Source organism: Pseudomonas sp. SJZ079, from assembly GCF_007993865.1.
In the GTDB taxonomy this organism is placed as follows: domain Bacteria; phylum Pseudomonadota; class Gammaproteobacteria; order Pseudomonadales; family Pseudomonadaceae; genus Aquipseudomonas.
Map to the genome: position 1 here is coordinate 68691 of NZ_VIUH01000008.1, position 18560 is coordinate 87250.

Here is an 18560-nt window from a genome sequence, read left to right on the forward strand (position 1 = left end):
AGTTTTGTCATGAGAGAAGCTATCAAACAGTCGATCAGCGACGCGCCGGGAATTATCCAGATGGATGGCGTGCACAAGTGGTACGGCCAGTTCCACGTGCTCAAGGACATCAACCTGAATGTGCAGCAAGGCGAGCGTATCGTTCTCTGCGGCCCGTCCGGCTCGGGTAAGTCCACCGCCATTCGCTGCCTTAATCGCCTGGAGGAACACCAGCAGGGTCGCATCGTCATCGACGGCACCGAGCTGACCCACGACCTCAAGCACATCGAAGCGGTGCGGCGCGAGGTGGGCATGGTGTTCCAGCACTTCAACCTGTTCCCGCATCTCACCGTACTGCAGAACTGCACCCTGGCACCGATGTGGGTGCGCAAGATGCCCAAGCGTCAGGCCGAAGAGATTGCCATGCACTATCTCGAGCGCGTGCGCATTCCCGAGCAGGCACTCAAGTATCCGGGACAGCTCTCCGGCGGTCAGCAGCAGCGTGTGGCGATTGCTCGCGCGTTGTGCATGAAGCCGAAGATCATGCTGTTCGATGAGCCGACTTCGGCCCTCGATCCGGAAATGGTCAAAGAGGTGCTGGATACCATGGTCAGCCTGGCCGAAGACGGCATGACCATGCTCTGCGTGACCCACGAGATGGGCTTTGCCCGTACCGTGGCGAACCGGGTGATCTTCCTCGACAAGGGTGAAATCGTCGAAGAATCCGATCCGGACACCTTCTTCACTAACCCGAAGAACGAGCGTACCCAGTTGTTCCTCAGCCAGATTCTGCACTGAGAACCGACTGCACTGAAAAAGGGAGCCTGCGGGTTCCCTTTTTCATGGGCTGTGGATTGCTAGAGGTGGATCTTGTGTACGTTGCTCAGGCAATGAGACGGCGGTAATGAGCCAGCCTGTTTTAGTAAGGCAGTGTTTCAGATTGAGGTGCGCATGCGCCGCCGAAAAGCGCCTGGGGCTTCCCCGCAGAGCTGCTTGAACAGCTTGGCAAAGGTCGCACGGTCGGCATAACCGACCTGTTCGGCGACTTGTTCCAGCGAGCGCGCCGGATTGCGCAGCGCCGTCTGTGCGGCGCTGATGCGCAGGCGTTGCAGGTAGTCATTGGGCGTCAATCCGGTGCTGGCCTTGAAGCGCCGGAGCAAAGTGCGTGGCGAGCATTTGGCCTGGGCGGCCAGGCGACTGAGGTCGATCGGCTCGGCATGATGCTGATGCATCCACTGCAACAGCGGGCGAAGCTGACTATCGCCGGGGTTGGCGGGCGGCAGCAGTGGCGCGAAACGCGACTGCTGGCCACGCGGCGTGTCGAATACCAGGGCATTGGCGACTTGTTGTGCGAGCCCGGCGCCGGCATGCCAGGCGATCAGGTACAGGCACAGGTCCAGCCCGGCCTGGGCGCCGCCTGAGCTGAGCAGGTTGCCGTCGTGGCACAGCAACTCGGCGATCTCCAGACGTACTTGAGGAAAGCGCTGGCGAAATTGCTCGGCTAGCGCCCAGTGAGTGGTCGCCCGGAGACCATCGAGCAAGCCCGCGGCGGCGACCAGGAAGGCGCTGCTGCACAGGCTGGCAATCTGTTGCCTGGCGGGGCGCTGTGCCAGCCAGGCGATCAGCGCGTTATTGGCGCGCAGGCTGGCGTCGATGGCGCTGCCGGTGGCCGGCAGGATCAGCAGGTCGGCGTTTGCTGCGAGTTCCAGGCCGCCATCCACCTGAACACGGGCAAAGTCCAAGTCGACCGGCCGCGCATCCAGGCTGCAGCGCTGCAGCTTGAACAGCGGTTGTTCGGCCAGCTGATTGGCCAGGGCAAAGGCATCGCAGGCCATACTCAGGCTGGAGCAAACGGTTTGTGGGCAGACGTAAAAAACGATGCTGAGCATGGCGACTCGAGTGGATGAATGATTTGGCGATTAATGACACAAAGTTGGCTAATACGCCAATCGCGCTTTATCCCGGTTGCGGCAATACTGCATGCAGTCTTTCCTGCGGAGTGTTGCCCCCATGAGTCATGCCAATGCCGATCTGATCCGACGCTTCTACCAGGCCTTCCAGCAACTGGACGCCGAGAGCATGGCGGCCTGCTACAGCGACGACGTGCGCTTCAGCGACCCGGTGTTCGTGGATTTGCGCGGCAGCGATGCGGCGGATATGTGGCGCATGCTGGCGGCGCGCGCCCAGGACTTTTCCCTGACCTTCGACGCGGTCGAGGCGAATGAGCAGCGCGGCAGTGCGCGCTGGGTGGCGACCTACCTGTTCAGTCAAACCGGCAACACAGTGGTCAATCGGATCGAGGCGCGCTTCGTCTTTCGCGATGGCAAGATCGTCGAGCATCGCGATCATTTCGACTTGTGGCGCTGGGCCAGGCAGGCCTTGGGTATGAAAGGTGTGCTGTTGGGTTGGGCGCCTCCGGTGCAGCGGGCCATACGCCAGCAGGCGGCCAAGGGCTTGGCCGCCTTTCAGGCAGGCCGCTAACCGGCGTAGGATCTGGGGCGCCATGGCGCCTATCTCTGCTAAGCTCGCCGACCCCATAGCCGCCACTCGGTTAGTTTCAGCAATGCCCAGTCCCGTGATCGATCCGCGCCCAGACGAAGCCTGCACTCCAGCCGCCAAACCGGACAAAGCCTGGTTCGTCTACCTCGTGCGTGCGGCTAACGGGGCCTTGTATTGCGGCATCAGCGACGATCCGCAACGGCGTTTCACGCAACATCGCAGCGGCAAGGGCGCGCGCTTCTTTTTTTCCAGCCCTGCGGTGGCCCTGGTCTATACCGAAGCCTGTGAGAGCAAAGGCGAGGCGCTACGCCGCGAGCGGGCAATCAAGCGTCTGGGCAAGCCGGCCAAGGAGGCGCTGGTATCGAGCGGCAGTCTTATCGATGCGCTTGATGGTGAGCTATCATGCTGATCGGGTAGGCCGCTGTGGTCCTCGCGAGTAAGCTGGTGGTTTAGCCCTATCGCTGCGGAGCCTGTCATGCACGAGTTGATCCTGCACCACTACCCAACCTCGCCGTTTGCCGAGAAGACCCGCCTGCTGCTGGGGTTCAAGCAACTGTCCTGGCGTTCGGTGCTGATCCCGGCAATCATGCCCAAGCCAGACCTGACTGCACTGACCGGCGGTTATCGCAAGACCCCGGTGTTGCAAGTCGGCGCCGACATCTACTGTGACACTGCCCTGATCGCCCGGCGTCTGGAGGCGGAAAAAGCCATCCCGGCGCTGTTCTCCGAGGGCCAAGAGTTCAATGTCGCCAGTTTCGCCCAGTGGGCCGACTCGGTGATTTTTCTGCATGCGGTGAGCCTGGTGTTCCAGCCAGAGTCGGTCGCCGCGCGCTTCGGCAAGCTGCCGCCGGAGTTCCTCAAGACCTTTATTGCCGATCGTTCGACCCTATTCAGCGGCGGTTTGGCCACGCGTTTGCCGGCCGAACAGGCCAAGCACCAGTGGCCGGCGCTCATGACGCGTCTGCAGCAGCAGCTGGATCGTGAAGAGGGCGATTTCCTGTTTGGCGAACCCTCACTGGCCGACTTCGCCATGGCCCATCCATTGTGGTTCCTGCGCGGCACTCCGGTGACCGCGCCGCTGGTCGATGACTACCCGGCCGTCGCCGCATGGTTGGACCGGGTACTCGGTTTCGGCCACGGTTCGCATAGTGAGATGAGTAGCGAAGAGGCCGTCGCGGTGGCACGTGATGCCACGCCCGCGGCCTTGCCGGAGGAGCAGTTCGTCGACCCCAACGGCTTCCAGGCCGGTCAGCAGGTGGCGATCTCGGCCATCGATTATGGCGTCGATCCGATCGAGGGCGAACTGTTGTTCAGTGGCAGCGAAGAGTTGATCCTGCGTCGCGAGGATCCGCGCGCCGGCACCGTGCATGTGCATTTCCCGCGTCTGGGGTTCCGTATCGAGGCACGTTAGTCCGGGGTCGCCAGGCGCAACCTCGGCAGTTGTCGGGCCAGGCTCTCGAAGTGCGCCAGGCTCTCGTAGCACAGCACCACCTCGCCCGCCGTGCGACTGTACCAGGCGTCCGCTGCGCCGCAGTTGCTCAGGCGCAGGGTCAGTTCGCGCGGCAGTCGATAGGTTTCGCTGACCCGCGCGGCGATGGCCTCCACCACACCGGAACCGCGGAGCTGCTCGAGCAGGCGCGGACCGTCGCTCAGGCGCGTGCTCGGTGGGTCGTAGATCACCCGTAAGCGATGTCGCTGCGCTGAACCCGGCGCTCGCCCATATTGCTGCTCAACCCAGGCCAGGGCCTTGCGTACCTGGTTGTACTCCTGGTCGCAGTACAGCGCACGTTCCACCGGCAGGCCGGTGATCTGCGGCACCCACTCCAGCCCATCTGGATCGCTGCCATAGATCAGACAGGCCAGGTTATAGAAGCGCTGCGCGTCCAGGCCATGACTGTCCCAGGCGTGCACCTCCTCGTTCTCCGGTTTCGGCCGTTGCCATTCCAGACGCCAGTAGTCGGCGACATCCAGCAGCTTGGCGTAGATGCCATCGTCGTTCTGCCGTGCATAGGCGAGAAATAAACTGATGAAACCGAGCTGGTCGGCGGCATCCTCCTCGCGGCCGAGCACGGGCAGGTCGAGTTCCGCGATCAGCAGGTGCCCGGTCTCGTGCAGCAAGGTGAATTCGGCATTGGCGGCAACGAAACGGGCGCTGTCGTTGCGCAGCGCCGCCAGCGGAGGCTCCTCGGCAGCCCCCGCCTGCAGGGCCAGACACAGGACAGTCAACCCGGCCACTCGCGGGATGACCGTGGCGCCGAGGAGGCACGGGAGGAGGCAGGACAGTCTCATGCCGGCTCCTTGTGGAGCGTGGCGGTCGATCCACTAACTCTAGCTCAGTGAGCCGTTGCGGCACCTCGTGCAGAGGTACCGAATCCCCGGCGGCGTCGTCACTGGCCGGTGCGCTGGGTGATGTCAGCCCCGACTTCAGTCCTTGCGGCGCTTGAGCTGATCGGTCAGCTGAGTCGGCAGGTTGCGGATGATCAGGGTGTCCTGGGCTTCGTCGTACTCGATCTTCGAGCCGAGCAGGTGCGACTCGAAGCTGATCGACAGGCCTTCGGCGCGGCCGGTGAAGCGGCGGAACTGGTTGAGCGTGCGCTTGTCGGCGGGGATTTCCGGCGACAGGCCGTAATCTTTGTTGCGGATATGGTTGTAGAACGCCTGCGGGCGCTCTTCGTCGATCAGCCCGGACAGCTCCTGCAGGCCCACTGGCTCACCTTGCTTGGCCTGGCTGCTGGCATAGTCGACCAGGGTTTTGGTCTTCTCCCGTGCCGACTCTTCCGGCAGGTCCTCGCTTTCCACGAAGTCGCTGAACGCCTTGAGCAGGGTGCGGGTCTCGCCGGGCCCGTCGACGCCTTCCTGGCAGCCGATGAAGTCGCGGAAGTACTCCGAGACCTTCTTGCCGTTTTTGCCCTTGAGAAAGGAGATGTATTGCTTGGACTTGGCGTTGTTGCGCCACTCGGAAATGTTGATCCGCGCGGCCAGGTGCAACTGACCGAGGTCCAGGTGCTTGGCCGCAGTCACGTCCAAGGTGTCGTTCACCGCCACGCCCTCGCTGTGGTGCAGCAGGGCGATGGCCAGGTAATCGGTCATGCCTTGCTGGTAGTGGGCGAACAGTACATGGCCACCGGTCGAGAGGTTGGACTCTTCCATCAGTTTTTGCAGCTGTTCGACGGCCTGGCGGCTGAAGGCGGCGAAGTCCTGGTTGGCGTCGAGGTAGTTCTGCAACCAGCCGCTGAACGGGTAGACCGCGGATTCTTCGTGAAAGAAGCCCCAGGCCTTGCCCTGCTTGGCGTTGTAGCTCTCGTTGAGGTCGGCGAGCATGTTTTCGATGGCCTGCGAGGCGCCCAGCTCGGTGTCGCGGGCATGCAGCACGGCAGGCGTGCCATCGGGTTTCTTGTCGATCAGGTGGACGATGCAATGGCGGATCGGCATGGGCGCTCTCTGTAAAATCGGTTAAGCAGTGGATGGCGCGCAGTTTACCCGACCCGCTCGTCCTGGGTCGCCCGTCGCCGCTGCAAGGTTTGCAATCGTTCGATCACATAGCGCAGGTGCATGTGCAGATCGTACAGCTCGTTGGAGTAGGACAGTGGCACCTCGACCTTGGCCAGCTTGTCCTGCAGGCGCTCCAGGCGCTCGACTTCGGCGTCCAGGCGTTCCGGCAGGGTTCCGGCGTCCAGTTGCCGGTCGATCTCGCGCAGGTATTTGTACCAGTGGTAGATGCGCGCGCGGATGCGCCAGCGATACAGCGGGCCGACCGCCTTGAACAGCGGAATCAAGACCATCAGCAGGGGGATCAGCAGGATGATGTAGCGATCGGCCAGGGCGGCAATGCGAAACGGCAGGTAGCGTTGCAGCAGCGGCAAGCCATTCTTGTAGTAATGCTCGGCATCGCTGGACAACTGGAAGGTCCGCGGCTGGTCACTCGGGTAGGCGCCGGCGTGGTCCAGCAGGGTGCCATTCTTGGTCACCTCGCGGGTGGCTTCGAGGATCAGCGGCGCCAGGCCGGGATGAAATGCCTGGTTGATCACCAGGGTGGCCACTGGCGAGAGGGTGATGATGTCCTGCGGCGGTACGTTGTGGGTCAGGTCGAGCAGGCCTTCACTTACTGTGACCCGCTTGAGGAAGGGCAGGCGCGCCTCATAGGCGGCGGCCCGGCGCAGCGTGGCCAGGCTCAGCTCGGGGTGCACGGCCAGTTGCTGAATCCGCGCATTCTCTGCCGGGCCGACGAAGAAGGCCGCATCCAGGGCGCCGGAGGTCAAGGCGGCTGCGGCTTTACTGCCACCCAGGTTGATCCAGCTGGCTGGGTATTGTTGCGCAGTGATGGCGTTGGCAGCGAGGATCGCCTCGGTCGCCGCCTGGGTGCCGCTGCCGGGATTGCCCAGGCCCAGACGCAGGGGCAGCAAGTCGGACAAGTGCTCGATGCGGATGCCCGTGCGGTGGAACAGCCAGAGCGGTTCCTGATAGACCGCACCGAGGCTTTGCAGGCGGGCTCTGTCGAGCCGTTTCAGCTGCTGCTCCAGGCCACTTTGCACCAGGGCGATCTGCACCTCGGGCTCATCCGCCAGCAGGCGTTCGAGGTTTTCTCGCGAGCCGGCGCTGGGCACCAGGGTCAGTTGGAAACCTTCCTTGGCCAGCTGCTCCTTCAGCCTTTCGGCGAAGATCCGATAACCGCCGCCTTCCGGGCCGGTGGCCATGCTCGCGCTCATGGGCGGCGGCGGCGCGACGAAGTAGAACAGCGCCCCGACCAGGGCCGCTACCACCGGCACTATCCACAGATTGGCCAGGAGTATGATCTTCAGGTCTTTGAGAACGCGGCGCATGGTGCTTCCTTTCGGCGAATTCGCCCCAAGGATAGAGCCATGCGCCCCCCGAGGTCACCCGGCACAGGCCGTTGCGGGTCGTGGCTCACTTCAGCGCATGCGCCAATACCGCGAAATCGCAGAGCCGGCCCGTACGCATTCTGCTAGGAGCCTGCCGGACTTGACCGTCCATAACGAGGGGAAGTCCGGTTTGAGTCGGTTTTGCCGATCTGCCGAGGCGAATAGCGCGCTATTTAACGAGAAAGAGCGGCAAAAATGGGCAAGTCCGGCTTTTCTGCAGTAGGACAGCGTTAAGTCCGACAGGCTCCTAGCGCAAGGGCAGTGTCGGGCGTAACGCCTTGCGTGCCCTGAGCACTTGCCACTGATCGAGCAACGCCAGGGCCGCGAGTAGACCCAGGGCATACCAGCCATCGCTGCCCAGCATGATCAGTACCAAGCCGCAGAGCGCCGCGCTAAGGCCGGCCAGCCAGCGCCATAGGCCTTTCAGCAGGACCCAGCCAGCCGCCATGCTGAGCAGATAGATCAGCACGAAGTTGCCGTTGGCGTAGCGGATCAGTTGATCCACCGAGAGCGCCTGGCTCCAGGCCAGGGTGGCGCACAGCGCGCAGCTCAGCACCACCAGCAACAGCGCGGGGCCGGGCACACCATGGCGGTTGCGCCGGGCCAGCGCGCCCGGCAGCTTGCCTTCGTCGGCCAGGCTCCAGAGCAGGCGGGCGAAACCCTGGATGTACACGTTCATCGAGGCGAAGCAGGCCAGGTAGCCGACGATGGCGGCCAGCCAACGCGCCCGTTCGCCCAGCAGCAGGTCGAGCAACTGCGGCAGTGAGCTGGCGTCGCTGCGTGGGTCGCCATAGGTCTGGAAACTCAGCACCGCGACCGAGCAGGCCCAGTACACCAGGCCGGCCAGGAGCACGCCCAGCAGCAGCGCCAGGGGAAAGTCGCGCTCGGGGCGCTTGAACTCTTCACCCATATGGGTAAACGCCTCGATGCCGACGAAGCACCAGAACATCACCCCCAGCGCCGCCGGCAGCAAGTTCCAGGAACCCCTCATGGCGGGCAGCAGCGGTTGGCTGGCATGGGGCAGGTCGCCGGCCCACCAGATCACCCCGATGGTCAGCACGATGGCCAGGGCGATGGCGCCCTGAATAACTCCGGAGGCTTTGGCCGGGCGCTGGCCGAGCAGCAGGATGGCGCCGAGGGTGGCCAGCTGGATGGTCAGACTCTGACCCGAGCCCAGCTCGAACAGGGCTTGCCAGAAGCCGGTGGCGATCTGCAGCGCGGCCGGCAGGCCAACCGGTAACACGGCGAGGAACAGCCAGGCGCTCAGGCGCTCCATGCGCGGGCCGAAGGCGCGGCCGATCAGGTGCGGCGCGCCGCCTGCGTGGGGGAAATGCCGCCCCAGTTGGGCAAAGGTGAAGGCCACCGGCAGCACCAGCAGGATCAGGATCAGCCAAGCCCACAGCGAAGCCTGACCGGCGACCGTGGCGGCGAGGGCCGGCACCACGAAGATACCGGTGCCGAGCAACGAGGTGCTCAACAGGCCGATGCCTTGCAGCAGCCCCAGCTCTTGGTTCAGTCGGCTCATGCTGTATGCTCGTGCGATTCGAGGATGGTCCCGCCATCTTAAGCCGCCCGCTGGTCTTGCGATGCCTGCTAAGCGTCGCCCTTGACCGGCGAAATGGCGGAATTACCCGTCAATCTGCCTGTTGCATGAGAACACCCAAGTGGACAAATTTGATCGCCAGATCATCGCCCTGTTGCGCGCCGATGCCCGCCTGGCCGTGAGCCAGATCGCCCGTGAAATCAACCTGTCGCGCTCCGCGGTAAGCGAGCGCATCCGTCAGCTGGAGCAGGTCGGCACCATCCAGGGCTATCACGCGCGGATTGCCGAGCCTGCGGACAGTGCGGTGAAGGCGTTTCTCGAGCTGTTCTACAAAGAGGGGCGCTGCGAGAATTACGTGGAACGCATGCGCAGCTTCACCGAAATCCGCCGCTGCTGCGGCATCAGCGGCGAAACCGACATGCTGGTGTATGTCGAGGCCGCATCGATGGCCAGGCTCAGCGAGATCCGGGGGCAGATCGAAAACTTCCCCGGCATGCAGAAGGTCAAGACCCATATGGTGGTGCAGGAGTGGGCAATGTGAGCCGGCTTTGAGCACTGCCGGACTCAGGGGCTGCAAATCGGAGGGCGTGGTGAATGATGCCCAGGCGATAGAGCATTGGTCGATCTGCAATAAAGGGCTGTAACTGAAAAAAACGGGGAGTGCGGCCGGAGCATTGCTCCGGCCCGCTGCTTCAGTCGAGTGGGATCAGTTGATCGCGCAGGTGCTCGGGAACCTGATCCAGTGTTATCAGGGTAAGGCTATCGGCAGCTTTGGTATCAGCGGTTACCGGTGCGAGGGTTGCGGCTGTATCTTCCGGCAATTTGTACATGGCGCCTGTTGCTGGGTCGACTGCCAGCATGCCGATCAAACCACCAAAGATGATGTTGCCCCAATACCAGCCATCCAGGCTGGAGCGCAGCGTGGTTTGTTTGTCCGCGAAGCCTTCCTTACGAAAGGTGATGGTGTACTCCTCACCTTTGAAGTAACCAGCACCCGACTTGAGGCTGACGCTACTTGGAGTGGAGCCAGAATGAATCACCACACCCGCACGGTTGCGAACCTCGAAGTTGGCCCCTTCTGGACTGCTAGAAATGCTGACGGGGTACTGCGAGTCACTGACGATGCTGGCGCAGCCACTCATGAGAACTGAGAGAGCGATTGGGAGCAAAGCGAATCGAACGTTGAACTTGCGCATGGTAGGTATTACTTCCCTTAAGTTGCTGAATAGATCCTTTGCCCTTGAGCGGGCGAGGCGATTTTAGGGAGTGCTTTGGTTATGTGCAATGGCAAGGTGATATCACTGCGAGCAGTGTGATAACGCGTTGTGGGAGTCTGTGGTCCTGGCAAACACCTGTTATAAAACCGCAACTTGAGTCTTTGTCTATGCGCACGTTGTGAGCGATTTGCGCTTGCCCAGAGAGAAATGACATGGTTGGCGTTTTTTCCGATCACCCATCTAAAGGCGTTGCTTGAGCATGCGCATTCTCCACACTTCCGACTGGCACCTCGGCCAGCACTTCATGGGCAAGACCCGTCAGGCTGAGCACCAGGCGTTCTGCGCCTGGCTGATCGAACAGGTGCGTGAGCATGAGGCCGATGCGCTGCTGATCGCCGGCGACATCTTCGATACCGGCGCGCCGCCCAGCTATGCCCGTGAGCAGTACAACCGCTTTATCGTCGAGCTGCGCGGCAGTGGCTGCGAGCTGGTGGTGCTGGGCGGCAATCACGACTCGGTGGCCATGCTCGGCGAGAGCAAGACCCTGCTGGCGCAGCTCGATACCCGGGTGATTCCCAGCGTGGGCGAGGACCTCAACGAGCAACTGCTGCTGCTCAAGCGGCGTGACGGCCAGCCCGGCGCGATTCTCTGCGGCATCCCCTTTATCCGCCCGCGTGATGTGCTGCTGAGCCAGGCCGGGCAGAGTGCCCAGGACAAACAGCAGTCTTTGCAGCAGGCGATCCAGCAGCACTATGGCGACCTCTATGCCCTGGCCGAAGCCAAGCGCGAGGCGCTCGGCGGTCAGTTGCCAATCATCGCCAGCGGCCACCTGACCACGGTCGGCGCCAGCGCCAGCGAGTCGGTGCGCGAGATATACGTCGGCGCGCTGGAAGCCTTCCCGACCAACGCCTTTCCGCCGGCCGCCTATATCGCCCTGGGGCATATTCACCGGCCACAGAAGGTTGGCGGGCTGGAGTACATCCGCTATTGCGGCTCGCCGATTCCCTTGAGTTTCGATGAGGCCAAACAGCAGAAAGAGGTGCTGCTGGTGGAACTTGATGCAACGGGCTTGCGCGGCATCCGCGCGCTGCCGGTACCGTGCTTTCAGCCGTTGCTCTGCGTGCGCGGCTCGCTCAAGGAGTTGGCCGGTGCGATTGCCGAGGCTGCCGCACAGGGTAGCGAGGAGCGACCGGTATGGCTGGAAGTGCTGGTCTGCACCGACGATTACCTCAGCGATTTGCAGGTGCGCATCGCCGCCCTGTGCGAGGGCCTGCCGGTCGAGGTGCTGCGCATTCGCCGTGAGCGCGGCGCTGCCAGTGCCGGCCTGCACAGCCAGGCCAAGGAAACCCTGGATGAGTTGAGCGCCGATCAGGTGTTCGACCAGCGTTTGCTCAGCGAAACCCTGGACGAAGCCGAGCAGGGGCGTTTGCGTGGCTTGTACCAGCAGGTGGTCAGCCAGCTGACTGAGGAGCCTGCATGAAAATCCTCAGCCTGCGCCTGAAGAACCTCAACTCGCTGAAGGGCGAGTGGAAGATCGACTTCACCGCCGAGCCGTTCAAGGACAACGGTCTGTTCGCCATTACCGGGCCGACCGGTGCCGGCAAGACCACCTTGCTCGATGCCATCTGCCTGGCGCTGTACCACCGTACGCCGCGTATGAGCACGCTGTCTGCCAGCAGCAACGAGCTGATGACCCGGCACACGGCCGACTGCCTGGCCGAGGTCGAGTTCGAGGTCAAGGGCAACGCGTACCGCGCCTTCTGGAGCCAGCGCCGCGCCCGCGACAAGGTCGACGGTGCGTTGCAGGCGCCCAAGGTCGAGCTGGCGGGCGCCAGCGGACAGATACTCACCGACAAGATCAACGAGAAACTGCGTGAAACCGAGCGCCTTACCGGCCTGGATTTCGAGCGTTTCACCAAGTCCATGCTGCTGGCGCAGGGCGGTTTCGCCGCCTTCCTCGAAGCCAATGCCAACCAGCGCGCCGAGCTGCTGGAAGAGCTGACCGGCAGCGAGATTTACGGGCAGATATCCCAGCGGGTGTTCGAGCAGACCCGCGAGGTGAAGGTGGCCCTCGATCAGCTGCGTGCCCGCGCCGAAGGCGTGGAGCTGTTGAGCACTGAGCAACGTGCTGCCTTGCAAGTCGAGGCCGAGCAACTGGGCGTCGAGGAGGCCCGGCTGAGCGCCGAGCAGCTCGAACTGCAACGCCAGCGCCAATGGCGTGAAGAACTGGCCAAGGCGCAGAGCCAGCAGCAAGCTGCAGCTCAGGCTGAGCAGCGCGCCCTGGACGAGTTGCAGGCGTCACAGGCGCAGTTGGCGCAATTGGCGGCCAGCGAGCCGGCGGCAGCGCTACAGCCGCTGTATCGCGACTGGCAGCAGGCGCAGCAGGCCGTGCGCCAGACCGAACAGGCTGTGCAGCGGACCCAGGCCGAGCATCAGCAGGCTGCGCAACGCATCGGCGAGTGCCTGTGGCAGGCCCGGCAGTTCAGCCAGCAACTGCTTGACCAGCGTCAGCAGACATGGGATCGGCTTGCCCGGCAACGTGAGGCATTGGACCAGGATCTGGCGGCGCATGCTCAGCACGCTCGGCTTGGCGAACAGCTGGGTGTCTGGCGTAACCAGCTCGATGCGCGGCAGCAGTTGGCCACAGAACTAGTCCAGCTGGGCAGTCGTCAGCAGCAGAGCGAGCAGGCGGCACAAGCGCTCAAGGCGCAGCTGGCACAGCACGGCGCGCAACTCGGCGACGAGCAAAGGCGTCTGAGCGAGGCGCAGTGGGTCGAGGGCGAGCACCAGCAGCAACTCGCGACCTTGCTGGCCGGGCGCAACGAGGCCGCCCTGCGCGAGCGCTGGCAACTGTTGCATCGGCACGGCGGATTGCTGAGCCAGCTCAAGCAGCTCGCGGCGAGCGGCCAGCAGCTGGGCGAACAACAGGCGCAACTGCACGGCCGACTGCGCGACCTACGTGTGCAGCACACCGCCAAGGACACTGAGGTCGGCGCGCTGCGCACGCACTATAAAGACCTGCAGCAGCAGGTGCGCGACCAGGAAAAACTGCTGGAGCAGGAACAGCGTATCCAGGCGCTGGAAACCTACCGCGCCCAGCTGCAGGAAGGCCAGGCCTGCCCGCTGTGTGGCTCCCATCAGCACCCGGCGATTGCCGCCTACCAGGCGTTGGACGTCTCGGCCACCCAGCTGACTCTGCAGGCGAAAAAGTCCGAACTGGACGCCCTGGCCAGCAGTGGTCAGCGCCTGGCCAGCGAGCTGGCCGCCTTGGCTGCGCACTTGGAGCAACAACAGCAGCAGGTGCAACGCAGCCAGCAGGAACAGGCTCAGCAGGTGGAGCGCTGGCAACAGCTGATCGAGCAGCTCGGTACGCCTCTGCTTGATGCCGACGCGGTAGCCGATCACGAACGACAGCTGGTTGCCGAGCTGGACGCGCTGCAGCGCAGCCTCGAACAACTCGACGGCCTGAAGACTGCTGCGGAAAACGCACGCACGGCGCGTCTGCAACTCGAACAGGCTTGCACCACCACGCAGCAGCAGCTGGCGCTGGGCAATCAGCAGCTGCAGACCGGCAACGGCCAGCTCGCCGAGTTCGACGCGCGGCTGCAGCAGCTGCGACAGCAGCAGCGCGAGCGCGAGCAGGTGTTGCACGAGGAGTTGGCGATTTTCGGCTACGACCTGCCCAGCGATGCCGAGCAGTGGCTAAGCGAACGCTCTGCTGAGTGGCAGGGCTGGCAGCAGGCGCAACAACAGCGACTGCAGCTGGAGAACCAGGCCCGCGATCAGGAACATGCGCTAGCGCTTGCACGCGCGGCACAGGGTTGCTGGCTGCAGCGCTGGTCTGCCCTGGCGCAGGCCGAGTTACCGATCTTGGCTGCGGTAGCCGATCCGCAGCAGGCCTTACAGCAATGCGAAGTGCAGTTAAGTGAGGCACACAGCCGCCAGGCGCAGTTGCAGGGCACCCAGCAGACGCAAGCAGAACGGCTGCTGCAGGAACAGCACCAGCTCGAGGCTCAAGCTGAGCAGTGGACCGCTGCCTTGACCGCCAGCCCATTTATGGATGAGGCGGCGTTCCAGGCCGCCATGCTCGACGAGCAGCAGCGCAGCGCGTTGCACCAACTCAAGCAGCGTCTGGATCAAGCCCTGGTCGAGGCCCGGACACTGAAAGCGGCGGCCGCGCAGCAACTGGCCGTCTTGCAGGCCAACCCGGCCAGCGAACTCAGCCACGAACAGCTGGAGGAAAATCTGCTGGCGCTGAACGCTCAGTTGAAAAGCCTGAGCCAGCGCCAGGGCGAACTGCGCGCGCAACTGCAAGGGGACGATGCCCGCCGTCTGGGCCAGCAAAGTCTGTTCGCCGAGATCGCCGCCAAACAGGTCGAGTACGACCTGTGGCAGCAACTCAACAGCCTGATCGGCTCGGCCGATGGGGCGAAATACCGCAAGTTCGCCCAGGGCCTGACCCTCGATCACCTGGTCTACCTGGCCAACCAGCAGCTGCAGCGCCTGCACGGGCGCTACCAGCTGGGCCGGCGCAGCAGTGGCGAATTGGAGCTGGAAGTGATCGACACCTGGCAGGCCGACGTCGCCCGCGATACCAAGACCCTCTCCGGCGGCGAGAGCTTTCTGGTCAGTCTGGCGCTGGCGCTGGCGCTGTCCGATCTGGTCAGTCACAAGACCAGCATCGATTCGCTGTTCCTCGACGAAGGCTTTGGCACCCTCGACGGCGAAACCCTGGAAGTTGCCCTGGATGCGCTCGACAACCTGAATGCCAACGGCAAGATGATCGGGGTGATCAGCCATGTGGAAGCGTTGAAGGAGCGCATTCCGGTGCAGCTGAAAGTGCACAAGAGCGTGGGCATGGGTTATAGCGGGCTGGATAAGCGCTTTGCGGTTACAGCGCGCAGCCTCGGCTAGGCGTGCCCGAAAAAGGGCCTCGGTGTGCCCGAGCTGTTAAGGCATCTCGGGGGAGTAGCCCCGGAACGGCGTCCATCTAAGGGGCTGCCCCAGCAGGCCATTATCGGTCTTGAAATTTTTCCAGTCGAAGGTCTGCGCGAACTGATCGGCGTGCTCCGCCGGCATCGGTCGGGCAATCAAGTAGCCCTGCATCCAATCACTGCCGACTCTATTCATAATGCAGAACTGCTCGGCCGTCTCTATGCCTTCGGCAATCACTTTGAGCCCCAAGCGTTTGGCCAGGGCAATCAGCGTTTCGCAGATGGCAAGGCCTTCGTCGGTTTGCATATCGATGACGAAACTGCGGTCGATTTTCAGCACGTCCAATGGCAGTTGGCGCAGGTAACTGAGTGATGAATAGCCGGTGCCGAAGTCATCCAGGGCAATCTTCACCCCGGTCATGCGTATGCTGCGCAGAAGTTGAATGTTGGCTTCCGGCTGTTGCATCAGCATCGATTCGGTCAGCTCCAGGCAGAGTGCACCAGGGGCTATGCCTGCTTGGTTCAAGGTGTTCAGCAGCGAGTCGGCAAATGCCGGATGCGCCAGTTGCTTGATCGATACGTTGACGCACATGTGTTTAATCGGCGAGCCCTGGTCCTGCCATTCTTTCAGTTGCCGGCAAGCCGTTTCCAGCACCCACTGCCCGGCGTCTGTGATCAGGCCTGACTGTTCCAGCAGCGGGATAAAGTCAGCTGGGTGAACCAGACCCAGGGAGGGGTGTTGCCAGCGTATCAAGGCCTCTACCGAGTCGATAGCGCCGGTGGCCAGGTTCAGCTCTGGTTGGTAGTGCAGGACGAATTGTTGTTCCATCAGGGCCGAGTGCAAATCGGTCAGCAACTGCAGGCGCTGCCGCGACTTCTCGTCGAAGTCGCGCTGGAACACCACAGTCTGCCCGCGCCCCTGGCGCTTGGCCAAGTACATCGCTGTATCGGCACTGCGTAACAACAAGGTGCCACTGCTGCCATGGTCTGGGTAGACGGCTATACCGATACTGGCATGCATGTAAATCTTGTCCGGACCCAAGGCGATGGGCTCGCCCAGGCTCGCGTGCAGGCGATTGGCAACGAGCAGTGCCTGGCCGAGGTCGGGCAGGCTGGGCAGCAACACCAGGAACTCGTCGCCACCCAGACGGCCGACCATCGACTCATTTTCATCCAGGAGACTGCTGTCTGGGCTGTCCAGGGCACTGTTGTTGTGCAACTGCAACAATTTGTCCGAGGCGCGCAGGCTGTGCACGAAGCGTCGTGAGACCTCGATCAGCAGGTTATCGCCAATCTGGTGGCCGAGCGTGTCGTTAATTTCCTTGAAGTCATCGAGATCAATCATCAGTACGGCGTACTGACTGGTTTTGGCCTCTTGTCGGTTCAACGAATTGGTCAGGTGTTCGGCCACCAGACGCCGGTTGGGTAAGCCGGTCAGTGCATCGTAATTGGCCATCTGGGTCAGCTTCAGCGTGGACTTGCGTTGCACGGCGAATACCCGTTCCACCGCCAGCGCGAACCCGGCAATCAGCAGGCTTAACAGCGCCAGGCGTTGCCACATGTCCCTGCGGATGGGATCGAGTATTACGTTGAGGTCGGCCGCCGATTTATAGCGATGCAACTGCCACGCCTGGGAGAAGGGCAGCTGGATGGTTTGCTCAAGATGAATGGCCGCTTGCTGCTTATCCGTGAGGAGATCCGGCAGGTCGAGGTTGCGTCTGTCCATGATGCGCACGCCGGTCTGGCGGTTTTCCAGCAGGTATTCGCTGGGTGGCGAGTCGAGGTCAATCTGCTGCTGGGTCAGGAGTGCTTTGTCCGCTGCGGTGATAGGCAATCTGGGCCAGCCGTTCAAGACCGCCTCCAGTGCGTTGGCCCGCAACACGGCAGTCACCAGCCCTTTGAACTCTTTGTTGGCCTGATCGTAGATAGGCACGGACAGCAAAATGCCCAAGGTATTGCGCTCGTCGCCGTTAGCGATCGAGGTGTATTGGGAGTTATCGCAGGTGCGCAGCAGGGTTGAAGTCACCGCCGCGATGCCCTCGGGGGCCTCGGCAGGTAGTCGGGGGTGATGGTGCTGCAAAAATCTGAGCTGCCTTACATACTCAGCGTACTCGGCGGCTTCGTACTCTTCGGGCTCATCTTGTTCGTGAGTCTCGTCTGCCTCCTGCGCTTTGGCGATACGCTCAAGCAACACCTGGTCAAACATCAGGAAAGGCACTTCACCCCGTTCGGGGGCGAAGCCGCCATACACCAGATAGATTTCAGAGACCGCGACATCGCTGGAAACGTGGTTGTACAGCTGCTGGATAGTGTCAGCGTCCCCCTCGCTGAAGTGCCCCAGTTTGACGACGTCGTCCTCGACGCTGCGGCGATTGCGCGGGGCCGCGCTACGCACTGCCGGCAGTAACGAGATGGTTTTGATCGTGACGTAGGTTCTCTCCAGCACCCCGGCCAGTTTTTCGGCCATGTTTTGTGCTTCAAGCCGCATCTCGTTGCGGATCTTTTGTTGGGTGTTGGCGGTTATCTGCTGGGCGTCACGGTAGATAGCCAGCGTGCCGATAATCCACAGCAGCATGAAACCGGCAGGAATGGCGTATTTACCCCATCCGTTCATGCACCACTTGCTGGATGCCCTCAGAATTGTTCTGCTCGGCTTACTCGTCATAGGCCTGGCCAGTCCCTGCTGCTACCGTGTGTTGTATTTATCGAGTTGCCGACACTGAATATATGGCTCGATCTGCTCTCGCGAGCGTCTCCAGCTGCCCGGTAATGGTGCCTGTGTTTGCTTAGCCTAGTCGCGAGCGAAAATTTAGCGAGGGCGGCGTGGGGATGAAAAGTGACCATAGCTGCTATGTGAGTACTAAAGTTCCAATATGTTGAAACCATAGCAGAGTAGGCGCCCGCGCAGCCGTGCTGCGTAAAGGCTCATGCCGACCAGCATCAGCGGGTGACTGCGCTGTTAGTGCCAGGCAAAAAATCTTGGCCAGGCTGCAGGCTCAGGTATTGCTCAACCGCGTACGCCAGCGTGGTTTCGCTATTGATTCATGCCATTGTTGGGCGCTGCATCTGCGGCTAGACTGGCGCACATGAACCGACGCCTGTGGCTTTATCTCGCCCTGTTTCTCAGCCTCGCGCTGCCCCTCAGTGGGGTGGTGAGTGCCGTTGAGCTGCAGGTGGCACCTTGCCCCATGCAGTACGAAGGCGTGTCGCAGGTCGGTGAGATGAATAGCGACTGTTGTGACGAACAGAAAAGCGCCCACGCCGGCAGCAAGGTGTGCAAAAGCGGCGAGGAGTGTAAAACCAGCAGCCTGCTGCAGGTCGTCAGCGTCAAGGCCCCCTTACTGGTCGGCCATCCACCGGCGCTGCATAGCCTCAACGCATTCATCCCCACTCCAGCACCCAGCGGTGTGTGGCGACCCCCTCGCGTCTGATTCCCGTTAAGTCCTGAATTCCATCCCGCGCCGAACCATGCGCGGGATGGCCGGCGTGTGCCTGCTTGGGTGCGCGT

15 protein-coding genes are annotated in these 18560 nt (G+C 62.5%); 8 read left to right on the forward strand and 7 right to left on the reverse strand.

Annotation, left to right across the window (positions count from 1 at the left end):
* Positions 1 to 9: 9 nt before the first annotated feature.
* A complete protein-coding gene (locus FBY03_RS09820) occupies positions 10 to 777 on the forward strand; it encodes an amino acid ABC transporter ATP-binding protein (protein ID WP_147172010.1) in 768 nt (255 codons plus the stop codon).
* A gap of 137 nt (positions 778 to 914) precedes the next feature.
* Here the strand turns inward: FBY03_RS09820 and FBY03_RS09825 are convergent, their stop codons facing one another.
* The gene (locus FBY03_RS09825) at positions 915 to 1868 is read right to left on the reverse strand and encodes a GlxA family transcriptional regulator (protein ID WP_147172011.1); all 954 of its coding nucleotides are present in this window, start codon (positions 1866 to 1868) and stop codon (positions 915 to 917) included.
* Between the two features lie 121 nt (positions 1869 to 1989).
* Between FBY03_RS09825 and FBY03_RS09830 the strand changes: the two genes are divergently transcribed.
* The 3 genes from FBY03_RS09830 to FBY03_RS09840 all read left to right on the forward strand — a co-directional run bounded on the left by FBY03_RS09830 (position 1990) and on the right by FBY03_RS09840 (position 3889).
* Positions 1990 to 2460, forward strand: coding sequence for a nuclear transport factor 2 family protein (locus FBY03_RS09830; protein ID WP_147172012.1), 471 nt, complete (start codon positions 1990 to 1992; stop codon positions 2458 to 2460).
* A gap of 82 nt (positions 2461 to 2542) precedes the next feature.
* Positions 2543 to 2887, forward strand: coding sequence for a GIY-YIG nuclease family protein (locus tag FBY03_RS09835; protein ID WP_147172013.1), 345 nt, complete (start codon positions 2543 to 2545; stop codon positions 2885 to 2887).
* Between the two features lie 66 nt (positions 2888 to 2953).
* Positions 2954 to 3889, forward strand: a complete 936-nt coding sequence (locus tag FBY03_RS09840) for a glutathione S-transferase family protein (RefSeq protein WP_147172014.1) — start codon at positions 2954 to 2956, stop codon at positions 3887 to 3889.
* Here FBY03_RS09840 and FBY03_RS09845 read toward each other — a convergent pair.
* From FBY03_RS09845 to yjeH, 4 genes are all read right to left on the reverse strand, one after another.
* The gene (locus FBY03_RS09845) at positions 3886 to 4767 is read right to left on the reverse strand and encodes a DUF4344 domain-containing metallopeptidase (protein WP_256677904.1); all 882 of its coding nucleotides are present in this window, start codon (positions 4765 to 4767) and stop codon (positions 3886 to 3888) included. The genes FBY03_RS09840 and FBY03_RS09845 overlap by 4 nt on opposite strands.
* Before the next feature lie 135 nt (positions 4768 to 4902).
* Positions 4903 to 5910: a nucleoid-associated protein YejK gene (gene yejK / locus FBY03_RS09850; RefSeq protein ID WP_147172015.1), complete on the reverse strand. Its 1008-nt coding sequence runs from the start codon at positions 5908 to 5910 to the stop codon at positions 4903 to 4905.
* Positions 5911 to 5954: 44 nt separating this feature from the next.
* On the reverse strand, positions 5955 to 7298 hold the full coding sequence (locus FBY03_RS09855) for a TAXI family TRAP transporter solute-binding subunit (protein WP_147172016.1): 1344 nt from the start codon (positions 7296 to 7298) through the stop codon (positions 5955 to 5957).
* Between the two features lie 307 nt (positions 7299 to 7605).
* On the reverse strand, positions 7606 to 8883 hold the full coding sequence (gene yjeH / locus FBY03_RS09860) for an L-methionine/branched-chain amino acid transporter (RefSeq protein ID WP_147172017.1): 1278 nt from the start codon (positions 8881 to 8883) through the stop codon (positions 7606 to 7608).
* Positions 8884 to 9022: 139 nt separating this feature from the next.
* On the opposite strand from yjeH, the gene FBY03_RS09865 reads away from it, so the two are divergent.
* Positions 9023 to 9442, forward strand: coding sequence for an Lrp/AsnC family transcriptional regulator (locus tag FBY03_RS09865; protein ID WP_147172018.1), 420 nt, complete (start codon positions 9023 to 9025; stop codon positions 9440 to 9442).
* Positions 9443 to 9593: 151 nt separating this feature from the next.
* On the opposite strand, the gene FBY03_RS09870 is transcribed toward FBY03_RS09865, so the two are convergent.
* Entirely contained in the window at positions 9594 to 10097 is a 504-nt protein-coding gene (locus tag FBY03_RS09870) for a hypothetical protein (protein ID WP_147172019.1), read from the reverse strand.
* A gap of 280 nt (positions 10098 to 10377) precedes the next feature.
* On the opposite strand from FBY03_RS09870, the gene sbcD reads away from it, so the two are divergent.
* Together sbcD and FBY03_RS09880 are read left to right on the forward strand one after the other, a co-directional pair.
* Positions 10378 to 11598 (forward strand): exonuclease subunit SbcD, encoded by a 1221-nt coding sequence (gene sbcD / locus FBY03_RS09875; RefSeq protein ID WP_147172020.1) that lies wholly within the window; start codon positions 10378 to 10380, stop codon positions 11596 to 11598.
* Positions 11595 to 15032 carry an AAA family ATPase gene (locus FBY03_RS09880; protein WP_147172021.1) on the forward strand — a complete coding sequence of 1146 codons (3438 nt, stop codon included), beginning with the start codon at positions 11595 to 11597 and terminating at the stop codon, positions 15030 to 15032. Before sbcD ends, FBY03_RS09880 begins: the two co-directional genes overlap by 4 nt.
* Positions 15033 to 15068: 36 nt before the next feature.
* Here the strand turns inward: FBY03_RS09880 and FBY03_RS09885 are convergent, their stop codons facing one another.
* The gene (locus tag FBY03_RS09885) at positions 15069 to 17666 is read right to left on the reverse strand and encodes a bifunctional diguanylate cyclase/phosphodiesterase (RefSeq protein WP_178090621.1); all 2598 of its coding nucleotides are present in this window, start codon (positions 17664 to 17666) and stop codon (positions 15069 to 15071) included.
* A 472-nt stretch (positions 17667 to 18138) separates the two neighbouring features.
* On the opposite strand from FBY03_RS09885, the gene FBY03_RS09890 reads away from it, so the two are divergent.
* Positions 18139 to 18483, forward strand: a complete 345-nt coding sequence (locus tag FBY03_RS09890; protein ID WP_147172023.1) for a hypothetical protein — start codon at positions 18139 to 18141, stop codon at positions 18481 to 18483.
* Positions 18484 to 18560: the final 77 nt, after the last annotated feature.

Bases quoted from the DNA above. Each gene is read 5' to 3' on its own strand.
- FBY03_RS09820 (WP_147172010.1), top strand. From the start codon at position 10: ATGAGAGAAGCTATCAAACAGTCGATCAGCGACGCGCCGGGAATTATC.
- FBY03_RS09825 (WP_147172011.1), bottom strand. From the start codon at position 1,868: ATGCTCAGCATCGTTTTTTACGTCTGCCCACAAACCGTTTGCTCCAGC.
- FBY03_RS09830 (WP_147172012.1), top strand. From the start codon at position 1,990: ATGAGTCATGCCAATGCCGATCTGATCCGACGCTTCTACCAGGCCTTC.
- FBY03_RS09835 (WP_147172013.1), top strand. From the start codon at position 2,543: ATGCCCAGTCCCGTGATCGATCCGCGCCCAGACGAAGCCTGCACTCCA.
- FBY03_RS09840 (WP_147172014.1), top strand. From the start codon at position 2,954: ATGCACGAGTTGATCCTGCACCACTACCCAACCTCGCCGTTTGCCGAG.
- FBY03_RS09845 (WP_256677904.1), bottom strand. From the start codon at position 4,767: ATGAGACTGTCCTGCCTCCTCCCGTGCCTCCTCGGCGCCACGGTCATC.
- yejK (WP_147172015.1), bottom strand. From the start codon at position 5,910: ATGCCGATCCGCCATTGCATCGTCCACCTGATCGACAAGAAACCCGAT.
- FBY03_RS09855 (WP_147172016.1), bottom strand. From the start codon at position 7,298: ATGCGCCGCGTTCTCAAAGACCTGAAGATCATACTCCTGGCCAATCTG.
- yjeH (WP_147172017.1), bottom strand. From the start codon at position 8,883: ATGAGCCGACTGAACCAAGAGCTGGGGCTGCTGCAAGGCATCGGCCTG.
- FBY03_RS09870 (WP_147172019.1), bottom strand. From the start codon at position 10,097: ATGCGCAAGTTCAACGTTCGATTCGCTTTGCTCCCAATCGCTCTCTCA.
- sbcD (WP_147172020.1), top strand. From the start codon at position 10,378: ATGCGCATTCTCCACACTTCCGACTGGCACCTCGGCCAGCACTTCATG.
- FBY03_RS09880 (WP_147172021.1), top strand. From the start codon at position 11,595: ATGAAAATCCTCAGCCTGCGCCTGAAGAACCTCAACTCGCTGAAGGGC.
- FBY03_RS09885 (WP_178090621.1), bottom strand. From the start codon at position 17,666: ATGAACGGATGGGGTAAATACGCCATTCCTGCCGGTTTCATGCTGCTG.
- FBY03_RS09890 (WP_147172023.1), top strand. From the start codon at position 18,139: ATGAACCGACGCCTGTGGCTTTATCTCGCCCTGTTTCTCAGCCTCGCG.